The sequence below is a fragment of the Aquabacterium sp. A7-Y genome (assembly GCF_026153205.1).
Taxonomy (GTDB): Bacteria; Pseudomonadota; Gammaproteobacteria; order Burkholderiales; family Burkholderiaceae_C; genus Caldimonas.
On record NZ_JAPFBW010000057.1, the window covers coordinates 1 to 18,389 of the forward strand.

10 protein-coding genes are annotated in these 18,389 nt (G+C 69.2%); 5 read left to right on the forward strand and 5 right to left on the reverse strand.

Annotated features, from left to right (window positions below; translation table 11 throughout):
* Both OOT46_RS29610 and OOT46_RS29615 read right to left on the reverse strand, forming a co-directional pair.
* Positions 1–477: protein kinase (locus OOT46_RS29610; RefSeq protein ID WP_265407222.1), on the reverse strand; the 477-nt coding region annotated here is incomplete at its 3' end.
* Between the two features lie 501 nt (positions 478–978).
* Entirely contained in the window at positions 979–2,781 is a 1,803-nt protein-coding gene (locus OOT46_RS29615; RefSeq protein WP_265407223.1) for a diguanylate cyclase, read from the reverse strand.
* 265 nt (positions 2,782–3,046) lie between these two features.
* On the opposite strand from OOT46_RS29615, the gene OOT46_RS29620 reads away from it, so the two are divergent.
* Complete coding sequence (locus tag OOT46_RS29620; protein ID WP_265407224.1) at positions 3,047–4,546, forward strand: S8 family serine peptidase; 1,500 nt, start codon at positions 3,047–3,049, stop codon at positions 4,544–4,546.
* A 44-nt stretch (positions 4,547–4,590) separates the two neighbouring features.
* On the forward strand, positions 4,591–4,995 hold the full coding sequence (locus OOT46_RS29625) for a hypothetical protein (protein WP_265407225.1): 405 nt from the start codon (positions 4,591–4,593) through the stop codon (positions 4,993–4,995).
* Between the two features lie 105 nt (positions 4,996–5,100).
* On the opposite strand, the gene OOT46_RS29630 is transcribed toward OOT46_RS29625, so the two are convergent.
* Both OOT46_RS29630 and OOT46_RS29635 read right to left on the reverse strand, forming a co-directional pair.
* Positions 5,101–6,309 carry an acyltransferase family protein gene (locus tag OOT46_RS29630; protein ID WP_265407226.1) on the reverse strand — a complete coding sequence of 403 codons (1,209 nt, stop codon included), beginning with the start codon at positions 6,307–6,309 and terminating at the stop codon, positions 5,101–5,103.
* A 286-nt stretch (positions 6,310–6,595) separates the two neighbouring features.
* Complete coding sequence (locus tag OOT46_RS29635) at positions 6,596–8,113, reverse strand: TolC family outer membrane protein (RefSeq protein WP_265407227.1); 1,518 nt, start codon at positions 8,111–8,113, stop codon at positions 6,596–6,598.
* 306 nt (positions 8,114–8,419) lie between these two features.
* On the opposite strand from OOT46_RS29635, the gene OOT46_RS29640 reads away from it, so the two are divergent.
* From OOT46_RS29640 to OOT46_RS29650, 3 genes are all read left to right on the forward strand, one after another.
* The gene (locus OOT46_RS29640) at positions 8,420–9,109 is read left to right on the forward strand and encodes a transglutaminase-like cysteine peptidase (protein ID WP_265407228.1); all 690 of its coding nucleotides are present in this window, start codon (positions 8,420–8,422) and stop codon (positions 9,107–9,109) included.
* A gap of 19 nt (positions 9,110–9,128) precedes the next feature.
* Positions 9,129–11,054, forward strand: a complete 1,926-nt coding sequence (locus tag OOT46_RS29645; protein ID WP_265407229.1) for an EAL domain-containing protein — start codon at positions 9,129–9,131, stop codon at positions 11,052–11,054.
* A 109-nt stretch (positions 11,055–11,163) separates the two neighbouring features.
* Positions 11,164–11,985, forward strand: coding sequence for a PEP-CTERM sorting domain-containing protein (locus OOT46_RS29650; RefSeq protein ID WP_265407230.1), 822 nt, complete (start codon positions 11,164–11,166; stop codon positions 11,983–11,985).
* 187 nt (positions 11,986–12,172) lie between these two features.
* On the opposite strand, the gene OOT46_RS29655 is transcribed toward OOT46_RS29650, so the two are convergent.
* Positions 12,173–18,361, reverse strand: coding sequence for a tandem-95 repeat protein (locus tag OOT46_RS29655; RefSeq protein ID WP_265407231.1), 6,189 nt, complete (start codon positions 18,359–18,361; stop codon positions 12,173–12,175).
* Positions 18,362–18,389 lie beyond the last annotated feature (28 nt).

Genomic DNA, 18,389 nt, shown 5'->3' on the forward strand with positions numbered 1-18,389 from the left:
ACCGTCGACCAGCTCCATCACGAAGTACGGCCGGCCGTCCTCGGTCACGCCGCCATCGAAGACCTTGGCGAGGTTGGGATGGTCGAGGCTGGCCAGGATCTGGCGCTCCGCGTGGAAGCGGGAGATCGCGTGTTCGCGGTCGAAGCTGTGGCCCATCAGTTTGATGGCCACCTGCTGCTCGTACTGGCCGTCGGCGCGCTCGGCTCGGTAGACCTCGCCCATGCCACCGCGACCGATCAATTCGACGATACGGTAGGGCCCGAGTCGCTCGCCCAGGCAAGAGGCCCCGCGGAGTTCGTCCACCTCGGCTGCCAGCACTGCAGGCAGGCGGTCAAGCAAGGTCTCGCCGGCCTCTGCAGCGTCAAGCAGCGAGCCCAGCTCCTCGGCCAGCGCAGCATCATCAGCCGCCAGCCGGTTGGCGAACACGCGGCGTTGCGAGGGCGGCAGCGTCAGGGCCTCGGCCAACAGTCCCTTCATGCGCTGCCATCCGGCTGGGTCGAGACCGCTGCCAGGAAGCACCTTTGAGGTCGAATTGGAGTGCATGGGAGCGGTCTCCGGGGGGGCGGTCTGGGTTCCGGGGAATAGGCGTCATGGGACTCTCCGATGCCCGCTGAAGCTGCATCAACTGAGGTCCAGCTTCAGCTTAGGCGGTGCTGAAGGGCTGTCAATCAAACTGTCCAAGGGGGGACGTCCTGGTGCCCTATGTCTTCTCGTAGTGGAGCTGACGAGACCCGCGCACTATCTTCATCTGCATGTTATTGGGCAAGCCGTGTCGAACGCATGCAAGCTGAGAGCGCCGTGGCATCGAGCCCTACCTAGCCCCGACCACCCGGGGGCGGCACTTGACGTCGATGCAGGAGAGCCCGTGTTCAACCGCAATGAGGTCAGCACAGGCCAGAGAAGCTACGACGCGCGCCGCCGCACGTCGTACCTGGATTCAGCCTGCTCGTTCTGACGGCACCGAAGACCGGCAAGCCGTCATGACGCTGCTGGCGGCGGCTGTGTCCCAGCGATACGCACCTGGTTCCGCCCATGGTGCTTTGCCGCATAGAGCGCGGTGTCGGCGGCGGCGATCAGCTGCTCGCCGGTCTCGTCGGGCTCGGCGACGATCGCCACGCCGATGCTGGCCGTCAGCGGGACCAGGCAGCCCTCGTGCGTCACCGTCAGCTGCTCGATCGCGCTGCGAATGCGCTCCCCCAGGTGCTGGGCGCCCTCCGCGTCGGTCTGCGGCAGCAGCACTGCAAATTCCTCCCCGCCGTAGCGGGCCACCTGGTCGCCCGGGCGGAGCAGCGACTCGCCGATGGCGCGCGCCACGGCGCGCAGGCAAGCGTCGCCGGCCAGGTGCCCGTGGCGGTCATTGACGGCCTTGAAGTGGTCGATGTCGATCAGCAGCAGCGACAGCGGCAGCCCACTGCGTCCCGCGACCTTCAGCTGGAGGTGCAGCTGTTCGTCGAAGTACTTGCGGTTCTTCACGCCGGTCAGGCCGTCCAGCACGTTGAGCTTCTGCAACTCGTTGTTGGCGTCCGACAGGTGGCGCAGCGCCTCGTCCAGCTCCTGCGTGCGCTGCTGGACTCGTTGCTCGAGCTGGCTGGTGGCCTCGGCCTGGATGCGCCGGTTCTGCTGCTCCAGCAGCTTCATGCGGTGCGCCAGCGCGAAGGACAGCAGCAGGGCTTCCAGCGCGGAGCCGATCTGCATGCTGTATTCGGTGATGAAGACGTTCGGCAGCAGGTTGATCGTTTTCAGCGGGTACAGGGCCAGGCCCAGCAGCAGTGTGGCCCATGCCAGCATGAAGAAGCGCGCCTGCTTCACGCCCCGATTCATGCAGACGAAGCCGATCGCGGACATCGTGATCGACATCACGAAGCCGTTGACCGTCGTGAGCCTGATCATGACGCTATAGGGCATGAACAGGGACACGAGGGCCAGTACCGTGGCACCGCGCGCATACCACCAGGTGAAGCGGTCCATCACGGGCAGGTGCTTGGCCAGGTTCAGGAAGGAGCGCGCGAAGTTGGCCGCTCCTGCCCAGGCCAGCAACATGCTGAAGGAGATCACCGCCTGCCCCCAGCGCGGCCAGTCCGGCCAAAGGTATTCGGAGGCCAGGCCGTTGAGGGACAGCAGGAACACGGCGAAGCCGCTGATGTACTGCACGTAGTGCAGGTAGCTGATGTCCCGCATTGACAGGTAGACCAGGGCGTTGAACAGCAGCATCGCCGCCAGCAGCCCGTAGTAGAAGCCGAAGGCGAGCTGCTCGTCGCGGTCCTTGAGCGTCAGTGCCTCGGGCGTCCACAGCACCAGCGGCAGTTGCAGCGAACTGTCGGTCTCGACGCGCCAGTACAGTTCGAGCGCCTGGCCAGCGGGCAGGTCCAGCGGATAGACGAGATTGCGGTGGCGCAACGGACGCTGGTGGAACGGAAACAAGCGGCCGGCCTCGGACGACATGAGGGTGACGCCGTCCCGCAGCGCATAAAAACGCACCTTGTCCAGCAAGGGGTACTGCGCTTCCAACAGCCAACGCGAGGTCGGCGCATGCCGGTTCTCCACCCGCAGGTGGAACCAGTACACCGATTTGGTGAAGCTGAAGTTCGGCACCTCCTGTTCACTGGGGCGGAAGCTGTCGCGCCGGGACCTCACGTCGTCCAGGGCCAGTGTGCCGTCCGGATCTTCCAGGTAAGCGAGATGCCGGCCCACGGTGCTGCCGATTTGCGGGCTGTCCAGCTGCAGGGCGGGTGCGGGGGCGCCGAAAGCCGTGCCGCAAGCGAGCAGCCAGAGGGCAACCAAGCCGTTTAAGAAACTTCGCGTCATTCTGGTGCTAGGCCAGGTCAAGAATCATCGGCGCGGTGGTCTCGGCAAGATTGCGCTCTGGCGTCAGAGGGCTCATGGGCACGGCCGCGGTCCTCCACGAGCCTCTAGGGTAAGCCATGGTCCCGAAGAACGCCGCCGGAAAAGCGGCGGCATTTCCTCCTTAATCGGCTTGCAGGCCGCTGTCCACAGGGGCCTGCAGCAGCTCAGGCATCATCGCGGCTGCACAGCGGAGGCCCGGTTCTTGAAAACACGACAACTGCGACAACAGGTCGAACGTATCCTCGACGACTATCCCCAGCGTACCGTGAGCGTGATCCTGCAAGGCGATCCGGCCGGCCTGCAGGAAGCCATTGCACGCGCCGCCCGCGAGGCCTTGCAGCTGCGCGCGGTGACCCAGGCCGCCGACCTGCTGCCGCCCCCCGCCCCCGAGCGACGGCTTCTCGCCGAGCGCCCGCGCGAGGCGCGCGGCGAGTCCGGGCCGCTGGCCGAGGTGAGGCGGGCCGGCACGGCGGCGCTGCAGCCCATGCAGGAGGCCGCCTTCCTCAACAACTCGCGGCTGGCACGCCGCTCCGACGAACGCGGCCGGCCGCGCCCGCTGCCGCTGGCCGGCGCCGCCGTGATGGAGATGGACCGCGACGACCTGGCGCAATTGCCGACCGCCTTGCCGGGCGCGCTGGCGGTGTTTCCGAATCGGCGCATCGCGGTGCCGCCGCGCCTGAAGGCGAAGCAGCTGCCGCCCGAGGTGGCACGGCGCTCGACCCACACCTGGGGCCTGGAGTCCTGCGGTGCGCTGGCGGCCTGGGGGGGATTTGATGCGCGCGGGCAGGGGGTGCGGGTGGCGGTGCTGGACACCGGCGTGGAAGCCGAGCACCCGGACCTGCGCGGCAAGGTGGCGCGTTTCGCCGAGTTCGACGCCAAGGGCCGGCTGGTGAAGGAAGGCGTGGACCAGGCCTGGGATGCCGACGGCCACGGCACCCACGTCTGCGGCACGGTGGCCGGCGGCAATGCCAGTGGGCGCTGGATCGGCATGGCGCCGGAGGCGCGCCTGCTGGTCGCCAAGGTGCTCGGCCGCAACGGTGGCACCGACGAGCAGATCCTCAAGGGGCTGGAATGGGCCGTCGCCAACGGCGCGGACGTCGTCAACCTCTCGCTCGGCGGACTGAGCTTCGAGCCCGGCGTGCTGGACACCTACACGGCGGCCATCGTCTCGGCCCGCGCCGCCGGCGTGCCGGTGGTGGCGGCGATCGGAAACGATGGCGCCCAGACCACCGGTTCGCCGGGCAACGATTTTTTCGCGCTGGCCGTCGGCGCCACCGACGTGCACGGCCGCGTGGCGGCCTTCAGCGGCGGCCGCACCCAGGTGGTCGAGTCTTCGGACGCGATCGAGCTCGCCGACCTGCCGCTGGTGTACGCCAAGCCGGACCTCTCGGCACCCGGCGTGCACATCTACTCCTGCATGGGCAAGGGCAAGTGGGAGCACCTCAACGGCACCTCGATGGCGACGCCCCATGTGGCCGGCGCGATCGCGCTGCTGCTGAGCCGGACCGGCGCCACGCGCAAGGGCGCCGCGCTGCTGGAGCTCGGCGGCATCGAGCGCAGCGAGGCGCTGGTGCAACTGGTGCTCGGCAGCGTGCGCGACCTGGGCGAGAACGGCCAGGACCACCGCTACGGCTACGGCGGGCTCGACGCGCTGGCGGCTTACGGCAATGCCGTCGGGCTCGGCTATCTGCCGCGCCCTTGAAAAGCGGCGCGCCTGCCGTTACCCTGTGGCTCCGGACTTCTCCCATGACCGCAGCCACCGCCCTCAGAGACACCGACCTGGTCGACTTCGCGACCGAACTCGGTTCATCCCGCAAGACCTCGGTCATCGTCGAGGCCCGCCGCCCCGCCGTAACGGCCGGGCGCAGCAGGGCCCGCAAGACGGTGACCGAGCCGCGCGAGCTGCTGCCCGCGCCGCGCAAGGGCCGCAGCCCCAGCGAAGGCGGAGCCGACGTTTCGGGCGCCGGCGCCGCCATGCGTGAGCTCGAAGCGGCGCTCCAGCGCCTCGGCCTGGCCGCTTCGGCCCGCCGCAACGACCTGAACGGCTCCTTCGTCGTCGAGGTCACCCCGCGTCAGCTGCGCGAGCTGGCGAGCACGCCGTCGGTGCAGGCCATCCGCAGCAATCGCCGCCATCGCCGAAGCGTCGCCTGAGACGCGGGCCGGCCGGCAAGCGAGCACGGCAAAGGGCAGGGTGCGTAGCAGGCTGGCGGCGTCGGAGAGCGGAGAGCAACGGCGGCTCGGCCCGGCCTGCCCGGCTCAGCTCGTCCGCGGTTCGGCGGCCGCGCCGGCCGGCGTGTCGTTGCGCAGCGTGCTGAGCGGCTCGCCGTTGAGCAGCACGCGGTAGAGGGCGTAACGGTTCAGCAACTGGTGGGCGCCCCAGGCGCTCAGCAGCGAGATCAGCACCATCAGCGTGAACTCCAGCAGCACGGGCCAGTCGACGAAACAGAAGGCCAGGCCGGTGGCGAACACCGGAATGATGTGCAGCAGGTAGATCGAGTAGGCGCTGTCGACCAGGTTCTGTACCACCGGGGAGGGCCGGTCCAGCCAGCGCGCGCAGGCACCCAGCACCAGGTGCACGCCGGCCCACGCGGTGGCCGGCAGCATGAACAGCCGCACGGCCTTCTGCCAGGCGGCGCGGTCGGCCGCGGGCCAGAGGGCACAGGCGATCAGCAACAGCAGGCACAGCGGCACCGACCAGCGCCTCCAGGTGATGAGGCGCGTGAGCAGGTCGCGCTGCAGGAAACAGATCACGCCGAGCAGGAAAAACGGCAGGTTGTAGAGCAGCTTCTGGGTCATGACTCCGCCCCAGAAGAAGGTGGGCAGGCTCAGTCCGGTCAAGTTGTCGAAGGCCCCCAGACACAGGCCGTAGAGGCCGTGCAGGCAAACCAGCGCCAGCAGGTGCATCGGCGATAGCCGGCTGAGCCAGTCGCCCGCGGCCTTGAGCCGTGCCAGCACGGCGGGCGTCGAGATGAGGGCGATCAATCCGGTGTAGATCAGCAGGTCGACCAGGAACCACAGCTGGGCCAGCCAGATGCGTCCCGCGTCGGGCCGCAAGTGCCCCTCGTCCAGGAAAGACTGGGCCAGCGGCCCGTCCGGCCCGGAGAAGCCGCTCGCGAGCTCCCGCAGCCCCACTTGAATCGGTGCCAGCAGCACCAGACCGGTGATCAGCGGCACGCCGAGGCGGAACAGCCGCGTGCGCAGGAAGTCGCCGCGCGAGCGACGGCTCATCAGCAGGGCTGCGAAAAATCCGGCCACCAGAAAAAACGCCGGCATCCGGAACGCACTGGAGGCTGCACCCCAGCCGCTGAGGAGGGCGGACTTGTCCGGCGAACTGATCTCCCAGCCCTGGACGGCGTAAACGAACCCGGCGTGGAAAGGCACGCCCAGAAGCATCAGAGACGCTCGGGCCCCATCCAGCCAATACAGGCGACGCTGCGTCACCGAGCCCGCGTTGGAACGGCTCATGCGGTACTCCCTGAGTGACAACCGTGGTGTTCCCGGCGTTGAACGACACAGGCCGGGAACCGAGGTGAGCGGCGGGCGCCGGGCACGACTGCCGAGCAGTCGCAACAAGGGGCCTGGGTCCGCTCAGATGTGTTGGCGTTGAGGCTACCAAGCAGGGAAGAGACAACCCGGATCAGCTCGTTACGGGATGAGTCAGGGGTGTTCGGACAGGTGACAACCGCCGGTATACAAGGTGTAGCAGGAATGGCGTGCAGTAGCAGGCGGCGCGCCTGCCCTGCAAGATCGCTCAGCGCTGGGGCTGGGTCGCGCGAGCCGGCGGGCTACCGGCCGGCGCCGGGACCGGCGTGGCGGGCGCGCGGGGCACTTCGGGTGCGCTGCTGGACAGCCGGTGCGCACGTGCGTCCAGGGCGGCGCGCGGCGTGGGCTGGAAGTCGGGGCCGACGGCGGGGCAACGGCCCGCCGCGCCATCTTCGCCGGCGGACCAGCCCTGGGCCTCGGCGCTGGCGGGCTCCTCGCGGGTGATGCCGAGCGTCGACAGCAGCGTGCCGGTGCCGGCATGCACGCGGGCATAGGCGATGCCGAGGTCGTATTCGGCATTCGCGTAGGCGCGCCGCGCGGTATAGAGCTCGTTCTCGGCGTTCAGCAGGTCCAGCAGGCTGCGCTGGCCGATGTCGAACTGCTTGCGGTAGGCGTCCCGGGCCTTCTCGATGGCGAGCTGGTTGGCATCCAGGTAGCGCAGTTGGTCGACCAGCTTCTGCGTGTCGTTGAAGGCGATCGCCACGGTCTGGCGCACGTCGCGACAGGCCTTGTCGCGCAGGTCGGCGGCCTGGTTCACCAGGTCGGCCAACTGGCGTGCGCGGGCGTCATCGGCGCCGCCGTTGTAGAGGTTCCAGTTCATCACCAGCTCCGCGACGGTGTCACGGCGCTGGTCGCGCACGCTTTCGTAGTTGTGGCCGACGCCGGCGCGCAGCCGGGCTTCCACGCGTGGCTGGTAGGCGGCTTTGCGGCCGTCGGCCTGGGCCCGCACCGCGCGCAGGTTCTCGATCGCGGCGGTCACCGTGCCGCTGTGTGACACGGCGGCCTCCACGGCGCTGCTCGCGGTGAGCGGCAGGCCTGCGGTGAGCGGCGCCGGCAGCGTGGCGTCGGCCGGGGGCAGCTCGCCGACCAGGCGCTGGTAGCGGGCCGAGACATCGTGCAGGTTGGCGATCTCGGTGCTCAGGTTGGACTCCGCCAGGGCCAGGCGGGCAGCCGCCTGCTCCAGGTCGACGCCGCGGCTCACGCCGGCCTTGAAGCGCGCCTGGATCTGGTCGTGCGAGGCCTTGTGCTGCACATAGTTGTCTTCGGCCAGTTCCACCAGCCGGCGGAAACGCGCCACGTCGTAATAGGCACGCACCGCTTCCAGCGCGGTTTGCTCGGAGCTGTCGACGAACTCGAAATAACGCGTCAGCTTGGCGTGGCCAAGCCGGCGCACTTCGCTGCGGGTGGCGGAGCCATCCCACAGCACCTGGGTCACGCTCAAGGCGGCGCCGCTGCGTTCCATGCTGGAGCGCACCGGGTCCCGCGAGCTGACGCGATCGCGCTCATGGCCGCCGCTGACCGTCAAGTCCACCCGCGGCAGGAAGCCGCTGCGCGCTGCGGAGGCTTCGTCGATCGACGCCCGCCACGCGTTCAGTCGCGACAGGACCTCCGGATGGGTCTGCACCGCCTTGCGTGCCGAGGCCTTCAGTGCGTCGGTGGTTTGCGCTGCCAGGGGCAGGCAGGCGAACAGCAGGGCCAGGGCCGTGAGGCGTGTGTTAAGACTCATCAGGGCGCTTTCAAAAGGGTCAGCGGACAGGGGCTCCACCTGGGTGAGCACCGACTTGCAGGAGTGTATCGCTATGTAATACTGCGGGCGTCGACCGTGGTCCCTGGAAAGGAAACTTTGTCACCAATTCGCGTGGCGTATGTCGCGGAACGCGCTCCGATGACGGGCCGAAGGCGGGCGAGCGTGGGGCAGGATGCGAGGGCAGCTTAAGCGGCCGGGCCGCGCACCGATGCCGCGAAAAGCAGGCGCTCCCAGCCTCTGTTCCTGCACTCGCCGATGCCGGCCTTGAGGTAGCCTGCGTTGCAGATGTCCTCGAAGGCCGGCTTTTTCGTGTGGTGCGCCTCCCGGTGGCTGGGCGGCTGCCTGGCCGGCTGCCTGCTGCTCGGCCTCGGCTGGGCCCTGGCCTTCGACGCCGACCGCATGCTGCGCTCGGCCGAGCGCCTGGGGCCGGCGGCCGTGTCCGGCGTGCGGGCACTGCAGGCGGAACTGGCAGCGCTGCAGGCGGCGGACGAGCGCCAGAAGCTCCAGGGTGTGAACCAGTTTTTCAACCGGCGCCAGGGTTTCCGGGACGACCATCTGGTCTGGGGGCGGCTCGACCACTGGGCCAGCCCACTCGAATTCCTGCAGCAAGGGCAGGGGGACTGCGAGGACTTCGCGATGGCGAAGTACTTCACCCTGCTGGCTGTCGGTACGCCGGCCGAGCGCATGCGGCTGGTCTACGTGCGGGCCACCATCGGCGGCCCGGGCGGCACCAGCCAGGCGCACATGGTGCTCGCCTACTACCCGACTCCGCAGGCCGAGCCGCTCATTCTCGACAACCTGATCGGCGACATCCGCCCCGCGTCGCGGCGGCCGGACCTGATGCCGGTCTTCAGTTTCAACGCAGAAGGCCTGTGGCAGGGCGTCGGCGCGCTGTCTGCGGGCGATCCCGCCGCCCGGCTGTCGCGCTGGCGCGAGGTGCTCGCCAAGGCCCGTGAAGAAGGATTCTTGCCATGAGGGTGCAGGAGGGAAGCCGATGTCTCTGATTCGACAGATCTGGCTGGTGGTGCTGAGCACCGCGCTGATTGCCTTTGCCGGCAGCTTTGCCGTGAACGTGGCCTCCGCGCGCGGCTACCTGGAGACCCAGTTGCGCGTGAAAAACAGCGACAACGCGGCCGCGCTGGCCCTCTCGCTGTCGCAGCAGAAAGGCGACCTGGAGCTGATGGAGCTGGTGCTGGCGGCGCAGTTCGACACCGGGTTTTATCAGCGCATCCGCTTCCAGGGCAGCGACGGCCGGGTCATCGAGCGTGTCGCCGGGCCGGTGGACCCGCAGGCACCGCGCTGGTTCGTGAGGTGGGTGCCGATCGAGTCGGCCCCCGGCGTGGCGCAGGTCAGCGACGGCTGGCGTGCGCTCGGCTCGCTGCAGGTGGTGAGCCATGTCTCGTATGCCTATCGCGACCTGTGGCGCGGCTGCCTGCAGTCGGGGGCCTGGCTGGCGCTGGTCGCCCTGGTGGCCGGCGTGCTCGGCCATGTGATCGTGCAGGGCATCCGCCGGCCGTTGCACTCCACCGTGCGGCAGGCCCAGGCTTTGGTGAACGGCCAGTTCGTCACGGTGCAGGAGCCGCGCGTGCCCGAGCTGCAGCGCCTGACGCGGGCGATGAACGGCATGGTCTCGCGCCTGAAGACCGCTTTCGAGGAGCAGGCCGCCCAGGTCGACACGCTGCGCCTGCAGGCCAATTGCGACCCGGCCACCGGCGTCTCGCACCGCCGGCATTTCCTGACCCGGCTCGAATCGGAGCTGGAGCGCGAGGACGCCGCGTCGCGCGGTGCGCTGCTGATGGTGCGTATCGCCGAGCTGGCGCGGGTGAACGCCGAGCTGGGCCGGCGCGAGACCGACCGGCTGATCCAGCAGGTGGCCGAGGTGCTGCAGGACGCGGGGCAACCCAATGCCGGCGCCTGGGTAGGGCGGCTGAACGGCTCGGACTTCGCGCTCTGCCTGCCGGCGGCCGAGCTGCAGGCCCCTTCGGGCGGGCCCGAGGTGGAAGCGCTGGTGCAAGCTTTGCGAACCGCTTGCCTGCCTTATGGCGAGGCCCGCGGCGTGGTGCTCGGTGCGGTGGAGTACCGCCACGGCATGGCCTTGTCCCAGCTGCTGTCGCGGGCCGATGAAGCGCTGGCCCGGGCGGAGGCCCAGGGCCTGTTCGCCTGCGTGGTGCAAGGCGGCGTGGCCGAGGGGCCGCTGGCTGCCGGCGAGGAGGACTGGAAGCGCCGCATCGAGGCGGCGCTGGCCGACGGCCGCCTGCAACTGGCCCACTATCCCTTGATCGACGCAAGCGGTGCCCTGGTGCATGCCGAAACGCCCTTGCGCCTGCAGCTGGAGCCTGGCGGCGAGTTCGAGTCCGCGGCGCGCTGGCTGCCGCTGGCGGTGCGCACCCAGACCGTGACCGCCGTTGATCTGGCGGTGGTGGGCCTGGCGCTGGCCGAGATCGCCGCGCATGGAAGACCGCTGGGCATCAACCTGTCCGCGGCGTCGGTGCAGGACCCCGGCTTTGCGGCCGCGTTGAGGGAGCGGCTGGAGGGGGCGCCGCAAGCCGCCCAGCTCTGGCTCGAGGTGCCGGAAGGGGCAGCGCTGCGCCATCACGGCCTGGTGCGCGAGCTGTGCCAGCAGGCCCGCCACGCCGGCGCCCGCTTCGGCATCGAACATGCCGGCGAACAGCTCTCGCGCATCGAGCGGCTCTACGAGATCGGGCTGGACTACATCAAGCTCGACGCGCGTTTCGTGCGCGGTGCCGCCGAGGACCAGGCGGTGCGCAACTTCGTGCAGGGCACCGCGGCGATGGCCCACGGCCTGGGTATCCAGCTGTATGCCGAGGGCGTGACGCAGGCGGCCGACGCCGAGGCCTTGTGGGCCTGCGGGGTGGACGGCATCACCGGGCCCTGGGCGAGCGCGGTGATGCCTGGCTGAGCCTGCGGGCATGAAAGGATCGAAGACCGCAGCATTTACACCGTCGTAACGCAGCCTTCATGAGCCAGCGGGTACGCTGCCGGCCGGACTCGTTGACAGGAGAAGCACTATGAAATGCGCGTCGGCGTTGGTGTCGGCTGTTCTTGCCTTGTTGTCCTTGCCCGCCTTGGCAGCCAGCGGCCATGCCCAGGCCAGCTTGAGCCATCTCACCCTGACTTTGGTCGACCTGGATCTGGACGACGGCATCGATCCGTCGATCTCATGGGGCACCCTGCATTTCGGCGGCTCGGTCGCGGTGTACCCGTCCAATCAGGGCGTCGAAACGCCGCGGACCGACGGCTTCACCTTCAGTGAAGGCACCTATGAACTGGCCGAAGGCTCGTCGAGCTCACGCCTGGTGGTCGGGGCGGACGGATCGATGTCGGCCTCCGCGCAGTTCTCAGACCCCGGAATTGTCAGTACTTCGGGCGCCGACGCCGGCTACGGTTCGACCTCCTGGAACGGCCATTGGGAAAGCACCGTCGTGCCCGTGCTCTCGCCCAACACCCGGCTGACTCTGACCGCCCTGGGCAGCGCTTCGGTGTCCTGCGAGTCCGCCTCCGGTGCCGACTGCTTCTCCCATCAACGACGGGACGGCACCTACGCGACCCTTTGGCTGAGCATCAACCCCTACGGTGTCGATGCTCCCGGGCGGTCGGACGACATGCAGCTGTGGGCACCCGACACCGCGGGAACCGTGCTGTCGGAGACCCGGCAGATGACGGCCACCTTTGCCAACACCAGCAGCGAGGCGGTCCAGTTCGATCTCGGCGTCTACGTGTTCGCCAGCGCCAATTCCCCGTCGCCCGTGCCCGAACCGGGTACCTATCTCCTGGTAGGCCTCGGCCTGGCCGCTCTGGGATGGGTGGCCCGCCGCCGGCCACAAGGCTGATCGAACCGGCGCGTCGCGCTCCCGATTCCTGCCTGAGCTTCGGTCGGCTGCGGCCGTCCCGGAGAGGGCAGGGCCGATCGGCCAAAAACGAAGGGGGCCTTGGCCCCCTTCTCATGGTTCCCGCTAGCCGGACGTCGATGGTGCGCAGACCCGGGAGCGCCCCACCGTGGCACGGCCATGGCCGTCCTCAGTCTGTGATGAGCTTGTTGCGGTTGATCAGCTCCTGGATGATGGCGCTGTCGCTCGCCGTGCTCGTCAGGTTGAGGGCGCTGCGGATGTCGACGTTCTCCAGCACGATGCTCTGGTCCGTCAGCGCGGCGGTGCCCCCGCTGGCCGGGAACTGGCCGGTGCTGCTGATCCGGATCTCGGTCTGGGTGACGCCGTTGACCGTGGTCACGTTGAAGTCCAGGAAGGTGGCCAGGTCGCCGACGCTGCCGTTGTTGCCCATGTCCTCGCCGCTGAGCAGGTCGCGCAGGTCCAGCACGTCGCCGCCGGCGCTCGCCGCCGAGGCGTCGAAGTCGGTGATGACGTCGGTGGAGGGGCTGCCGGCCGTACCACGGTCGGCCAGGCCCCAGCGGAACACGTCGCTGCCCGCGCCGCCGGTCAGCTGGTCGTTGCCGCCGTCGCCGCGCAGCACATCGTCACCGGTGCCGCCGATCAGCAGGTCATTGCCCGCGCCGCCGCGCACCAGGTCGTTGCCGCTGCCGCCGTCGAGCACGTCGTCGCCCGCGCCGCCGTAGATCAGGTCGGTGCCGCCCTGGCCGGCGATGTAGTCGTTGCCACTGCCGCCGCCGGCGATGTCCGCGTCATCCAGCATGCCGCTGCGTGCCTGGCTGGTCAGCATGCCGCCGCTGCCGACCATGGTGGCATCGGTGCGCGAGATGAAGCTCAGGTTGATCAGGCCCGACTGGGCGTAGTTGGTCGAGTCGCCCAGGTAAATCACGTCGTTGCCCGCACCGGCCTCGACGTAGTCGTTGCCGCCCTTGGTGTCGAACACCTGGGCAGTGGTCGCCGTCGTTTCTGTGTCCACCATCCGGGCATAGCCGGCGGATGCCGCTTCGTCCACCGACACCGACAGCCCGGTCCCGGACTCGCTCACCAGGTAGATGTCGTTGCCGTCCTTGCCCACCAGGCCGTCGCCACTGAAGGCGCCGCCGGCCTCGGTGGCACCGGTGCTGCCGAGCGCCGTGCGGTCGACCGAAGGCCACACGGTGACCGGCATGGCGACACTGCTGCTCGCCGTGGTCCCGGTGATGGCTTCGCTGCTGGTCGCCTGGGCGGTCAGGTCGAAGCTGCCGGTGTAGCTCGCTGGCATGGTGATGCGCAGGGCGCTCAGGTTCCAGCTCGTCACGGTCACCGAGCTGAGCGCAGCGGTGGCTGTGAAGGTGTTGGTCCCGTCGCTCAGGACGGCGCCCACCGGGATGCCGGAGATGCTCACCGAGGTGAGGCTCTCGGACCCGTCGCCGTCCGGCAGGCTCGCCACCAGCGGGGCCAGCCGGATGGTGCTGCCCTGCATGCCGGAGTTGTAGCGGGCGGCGTAGTAACCGCCTTCGCCGACGGCGGTGAAGTTGTCGTGCTGGCCGCCCAGCGCATCGACCTGGCCGATGCTGGCGTAGAGCTTCAGGTTCGAGGTTGACAGGTCGGTCACGGCGCCGCCATTGACGCTGACGTTGAGGTCGTAGCTCCCCGGGCCGTTGGTGTTGTAGACGAAAAACTCCAGGCTGAAGTAGCCCGTGGCCGGTGCCGTGTAGCTCACCGAGAAGTTGCCCGAGCCGGCCTGCGCCGCGCTGCTCACCCCCCACTGGCCGGACAGCAAGGTGCTGCCGCCGATCTCCAGGCGCGAGGTGTCGTCCGCATAGCCCGAGAAGGTGTAGACCTTGCCCGCTTCCAGGTAGACCAGGCCCTGGAGCTTGTAGGCGTCGTCGACGGCCACCTGGATGCGGTCGGAGGAACCGGTGCCGGGGTCGCCGGCATCGCTCACCACCGCGCTGCCGGTTGGGAGCGCATTCTCGATGGCGGCTTCGGCGATGTCGGGGTTGGTGTTGCCGGCGCTGGAGCCCATGGTCGAGATGTCGTCGTAGTAGTCGAGCATCAGACCGGCCGAGGTGGTCGGCGCCAGGGTCAACCCCGGCGCGGCGGCGGGGTTGGATGCCAGGACCGGCGCGTCCGAACTCGGCGCGATGTCGATCACCACGGTCTGCGTGGCGCTGCTGCCGCTGGCGTCCGTGGCCTGGTAGGTGAAGCGCGCGTAGTCGCTGCCCAGGTTGCCGACGCCGCTGCCGCCGTAGGCATCGGTGCCCGACTCGTTCGCATCCGGCAGGAAGCTGACCCGGCCGGCGTCGAAGGTGGCCTTGGCGATCACCGTGCCGGCGGAAACTGCCGTCCAGGTCGTGCCGTCGCTGACCATCAGCGTGCCGTCGGCCGGCAGTCCGACGATGCGGATGCCCAGCGCGCTGTCGGCGCTGTCGATGTCGGCCACGCCGAACTGCGACCACTGCAGCATCAGGCGCGCGTCCTCGGTGCCGCTCAGGGCGACCGGGGCGGCCGTGGGCGCGTCGTCGACCGCCGCGACGTTGATCGTGGCCGTACCGGACGCCACGCTGGTGGAGCCCGAGTTGTCCGTGGCGCTGTACTGGAAGCTGGTCGAGCCGTTCCAGTTGCTGCTGGGCCGGAAGTACAGCGTCAGCGAGTTGCCCGAAGCCGCGAGATCGGTGCCGGCGACCACAGCCTGGGTCATGGCCGCGTCGCGGTAGAGCGTGCCGTTGGCCGGCAGGCCGGCCAGGCGGAAGCTGGCGACCGTGCCGTCGATGTCGCTGCCGGTCAGGGTGACGGCGATGCTGGCGGCGTCCTCGTTGCCCGAGGCGCTGGGCGAGGCGACCGACGGCGCGTCGTTGACCGGCGTGACGGTGACGGTGGCGACGTCGGTGGTGGCGTCGGCCAGGCCCAGGTTGTCGGTCGCCGTGTAGTTGAAGGTGGTGCTGCCGTTCCAGTTCGCGTTGGGGCGGAAGTACAGCGTCAGCGCGTCGTTGCTGGCGGCCAGCGCGGTGTTGATCGCCACAGGCTGCGTCATCGCCGCATCCAGGTAGAGCGTGCCGTTGGCCGGCAGATTGGCCAGGCGGAAGCTGGCGATGCTGCCGTCGACGTCCGAGCCCTGCAGCGTCACGGCGATGGTGCTGTCCTCGGCGCCGGTGGCGCTGACGTTGTAGGTGCCCGGCCGGTCGTTCACGGCGGACACCGTGAGCGTGGCCGTCGCCGGGGTGGCGTCGGCCAGGCCCTGCGTGTCCTTCGCGGCGTACTGGAAGGAGGTGCTGCCGTTCCAGTTGTCGTTGGGGCGGAAGTACAGGGTCAGCGAGTTGCCGGAGGCGCTCAGGTCGGTGTTGGCCGTGACCGCCTGCGTCATCGCGGCGTCGCGATAGAGCACGCCGTTGGCCGGCAGGCTGGTGACGCTGAAGCTCGCCAGCGTGCCGTCGACGTCGCTGCCGGTCAGCGTGACGCTGATCGGGCCGCCGTCCTCGTTGCCGGAGGCGGTGGCGTTGGCAGTCTGCGGCGCGTCGTTGACCGCCGTCACGTTGATCGTGGTCGTGCCGAGGTTGCTGACGTTCTGGCCGTCGGTCACGCTGACGCTGACCGTGCGCGGCGTGGTGCTCGGCGCGTCGCCGGGGTTGGAGAAGGTGACGGCCTGGATCGCGCTCTGGTAGTCGGCCAGCGAGGCAGTCCCCGACAGCGTGACGACAATCTGGCCGCCGACGCTCGTGACGACCGCGGTGACGCCGGCGGGCAGGCTGCCGACGGCGAGCAGGTCGCCCGCTTGTGCGTTGCTGAGCGTGATGGTGGCGCCGGCGAGCGTGGTGTGGTCGACGTCGGTGATGGTCAGGTCGAGGTCGGCGAGGGCGACGCCGGAGCCCTGTTCGGTGTAGCCGGTCGTGTAGCCGGCGCCGGTGCCGCCGCTGGAGTTGTTTGCGTCGAGGTCGAGGACGGGGGCGTCGTTGACGGCGTCGACCCGCACGCTGACGGTGGCCGTTTCCGTGCTGCCGCCCGCGCTCACCGTGTAGGTGAAGCTGGTGTTGCCGTTGTAGTTGGCGGCCGGCGTGAAGACCAGCTGCCCGCCGGCGTTGAGGCTGACGCTGCCGTCCGCCACCGCGACGGCAGCGCCGCCGGCGGTGAGGGGGGTGCCGTTGACGGCCGTGACGGTGCGTGCGCCGCTTTCGAAGCTGTCGTTGGCCAGCACGTCGATGACGATGCCCGTGTCCTCGCTCGTGACGGCGCTGTCGGCGGCGATGTCGGCGACCGGGTTGACGGTCAGGCTGACGGTGTCCACGTCGGTGGCGCTACCGTCCGTGGTGCTCACGCGCAGGGTCACGCTGCCCGAGGCGTCGGCCGCGGGGGTGTAGGTGGTGCCGTCGAGCGCGGCATTGATGGCTGCGGCGGTGCCGGTGAGCGTGACAGTGCCGGTGCCGTTGCCGGTCACCGTGACGCCCGCCGTCGAGCCGAGGGTCAGCACGCCGGAGCCGACGTCGAGCGTGGTGGTCAGGCTGCCGCCGTCGACGTCTGCGACCGTGAGGGCGTTGCCGTTGGCGCTGGAGAAGACCCGGGTGCCGTCCTCGGAGAGGGTCTGGGCGGCCGGGACGGTGTTGACCGGCGCGTCGGCCACCGCGTTGACGACGATATGGGCGGTCGCCGTGGAGGTGCCGCCATGGCCGTCGCTCACCGTGTAGGTGAAGGAGGCCGGGCCGTTGTAGTTCGCGTTCGGCGTGAAGACCACCTGGCCGCCGACCAGTGCCACCGTGCCGTTGACCGGCGATTGAACCGAGACGATGGAGAGCGTGTCGCCGTCCAGGTCGCTGTCGTTGGCGAGCAGGCTTGCGGAGGCGATCACCAGGGCGCTGTCTTCGCTCGCGGTGAAGCTGTCGTGCGCCAGAGGCAGGCTGCCCAGCGGCTGGTAGGACGTGCCGCCGTTGTTGCTGATCTCGGCCTGGAAGACGGCGTTGCCGCCCTGGTCCCAGTAGATGATCTCGATGGCATGCGCGCCGCCGGCAGCGATCGTGAAGCTGGGGTGCGCGGTCGTGGTCGGCGACTGGTTGGCGGGAACCTGGGCGACGATGATGCCGTCGATGCAGACCATGTAGCCGTCGTCGGCGAGGATGCGCAGGTTGTAGGTCCCCGCGGCCATCTGCACGGTGCCGCTCAGGCGCACGATGGCGTCGCTGCTGTTGGGCGGATCCACGCTGAGGGAGGTGGCGTCGCTGCCGAGGAAGGTCTGCAGCTTGCCGTCGGCGCCGAGGTCGCCCGCCACCTGGCCGTAGTTCAGCGTCTTGGCGATGAAGGAGGCGTCGGCCGTGTTGGCGGCGATGAAGTCGCGCACCTGGGCCAGCGAGCCGATGGTGCCGCCGTCGGTGGCTTCGTGGTAGGCGTAGTACTCACCGCGCAGGCCCACGAGCGAGACCGGTGCGTCCGCCACCGCGACCGGGGCGTCGTTGGCTGGATCGACCGTGACGTTGACCGTGACCGTGTGCGTGCCGCCCTGGCCGTCGGACACCTGCACCTGGAAGCTGTCGGCGCCGTTGAAGTTGGCGTCGGGCGTGTAGGTGTAGTTGCCGTCAGCGTCCACGACCACGCTGCCATGCGCCGGATCTGCGGCCTTGCTGAAGGTGAGGGCGTCGTTGTCGGGATCGACCGCTGTGACCTGGCCGGTGACCGGGGTGTCTTCCGGGGTGGAGACGGTCTGGTCACCGGCCACCGGAGCCGGGTTGTTGACCGACAGCCCGAAGCTGGAGGAGACCTTGGCGCCCTTGGAGTCGGTGGCGGTCACCTCGATGGTGTAGGCCGCGGGGCGGCTGGCGTCGTTGGGCAGGGTGCCGGAGATGAGACCGGTGCTCGGATCGATGCTCAAGCCAGCCGGCAAGCCGGTGGCCGAGAAAGTCAGCTGGTCGCCGTTGGTGGTGATGTCGGCGTCGCGGAAGACCGCGCTGGTTGGGATGCTGACGGTGGCACCGTCGCTACGGGTCTCGTTGTCGAGTGAGCCGACCACCACCGGGTTGTCGTTCACGGCATTGACCGTCACGCTGACCGTGATCGTGTCGGTGGCGCCCTGTGCGTCGGTGACGACGACAGTGAAGCTGTCGCTGCCGTTGAAATTGGCGTTGGGCGTGTAGGTGTAGCTGCCGTTGGCATCGACGACCACCGTGCCGTTCGTCGGTGCAGTGTCGATCGCATAGCTCAGTGCGTCGCCGTCGGGATCGGTCGCGCTGACGGCATCACTCAACGAGCCGTCTTCGGCAACTGTCTCGTTCTCGTCAGCACCAACCGGAGCTGGGTTGTTGACGGACAACTCGAAGTTGGTGGAGACCTTGGCACCCTTGGAGTCGGTGGCGGTCACCTCGATGGTGTAGGCCGCGGGGCGGCGT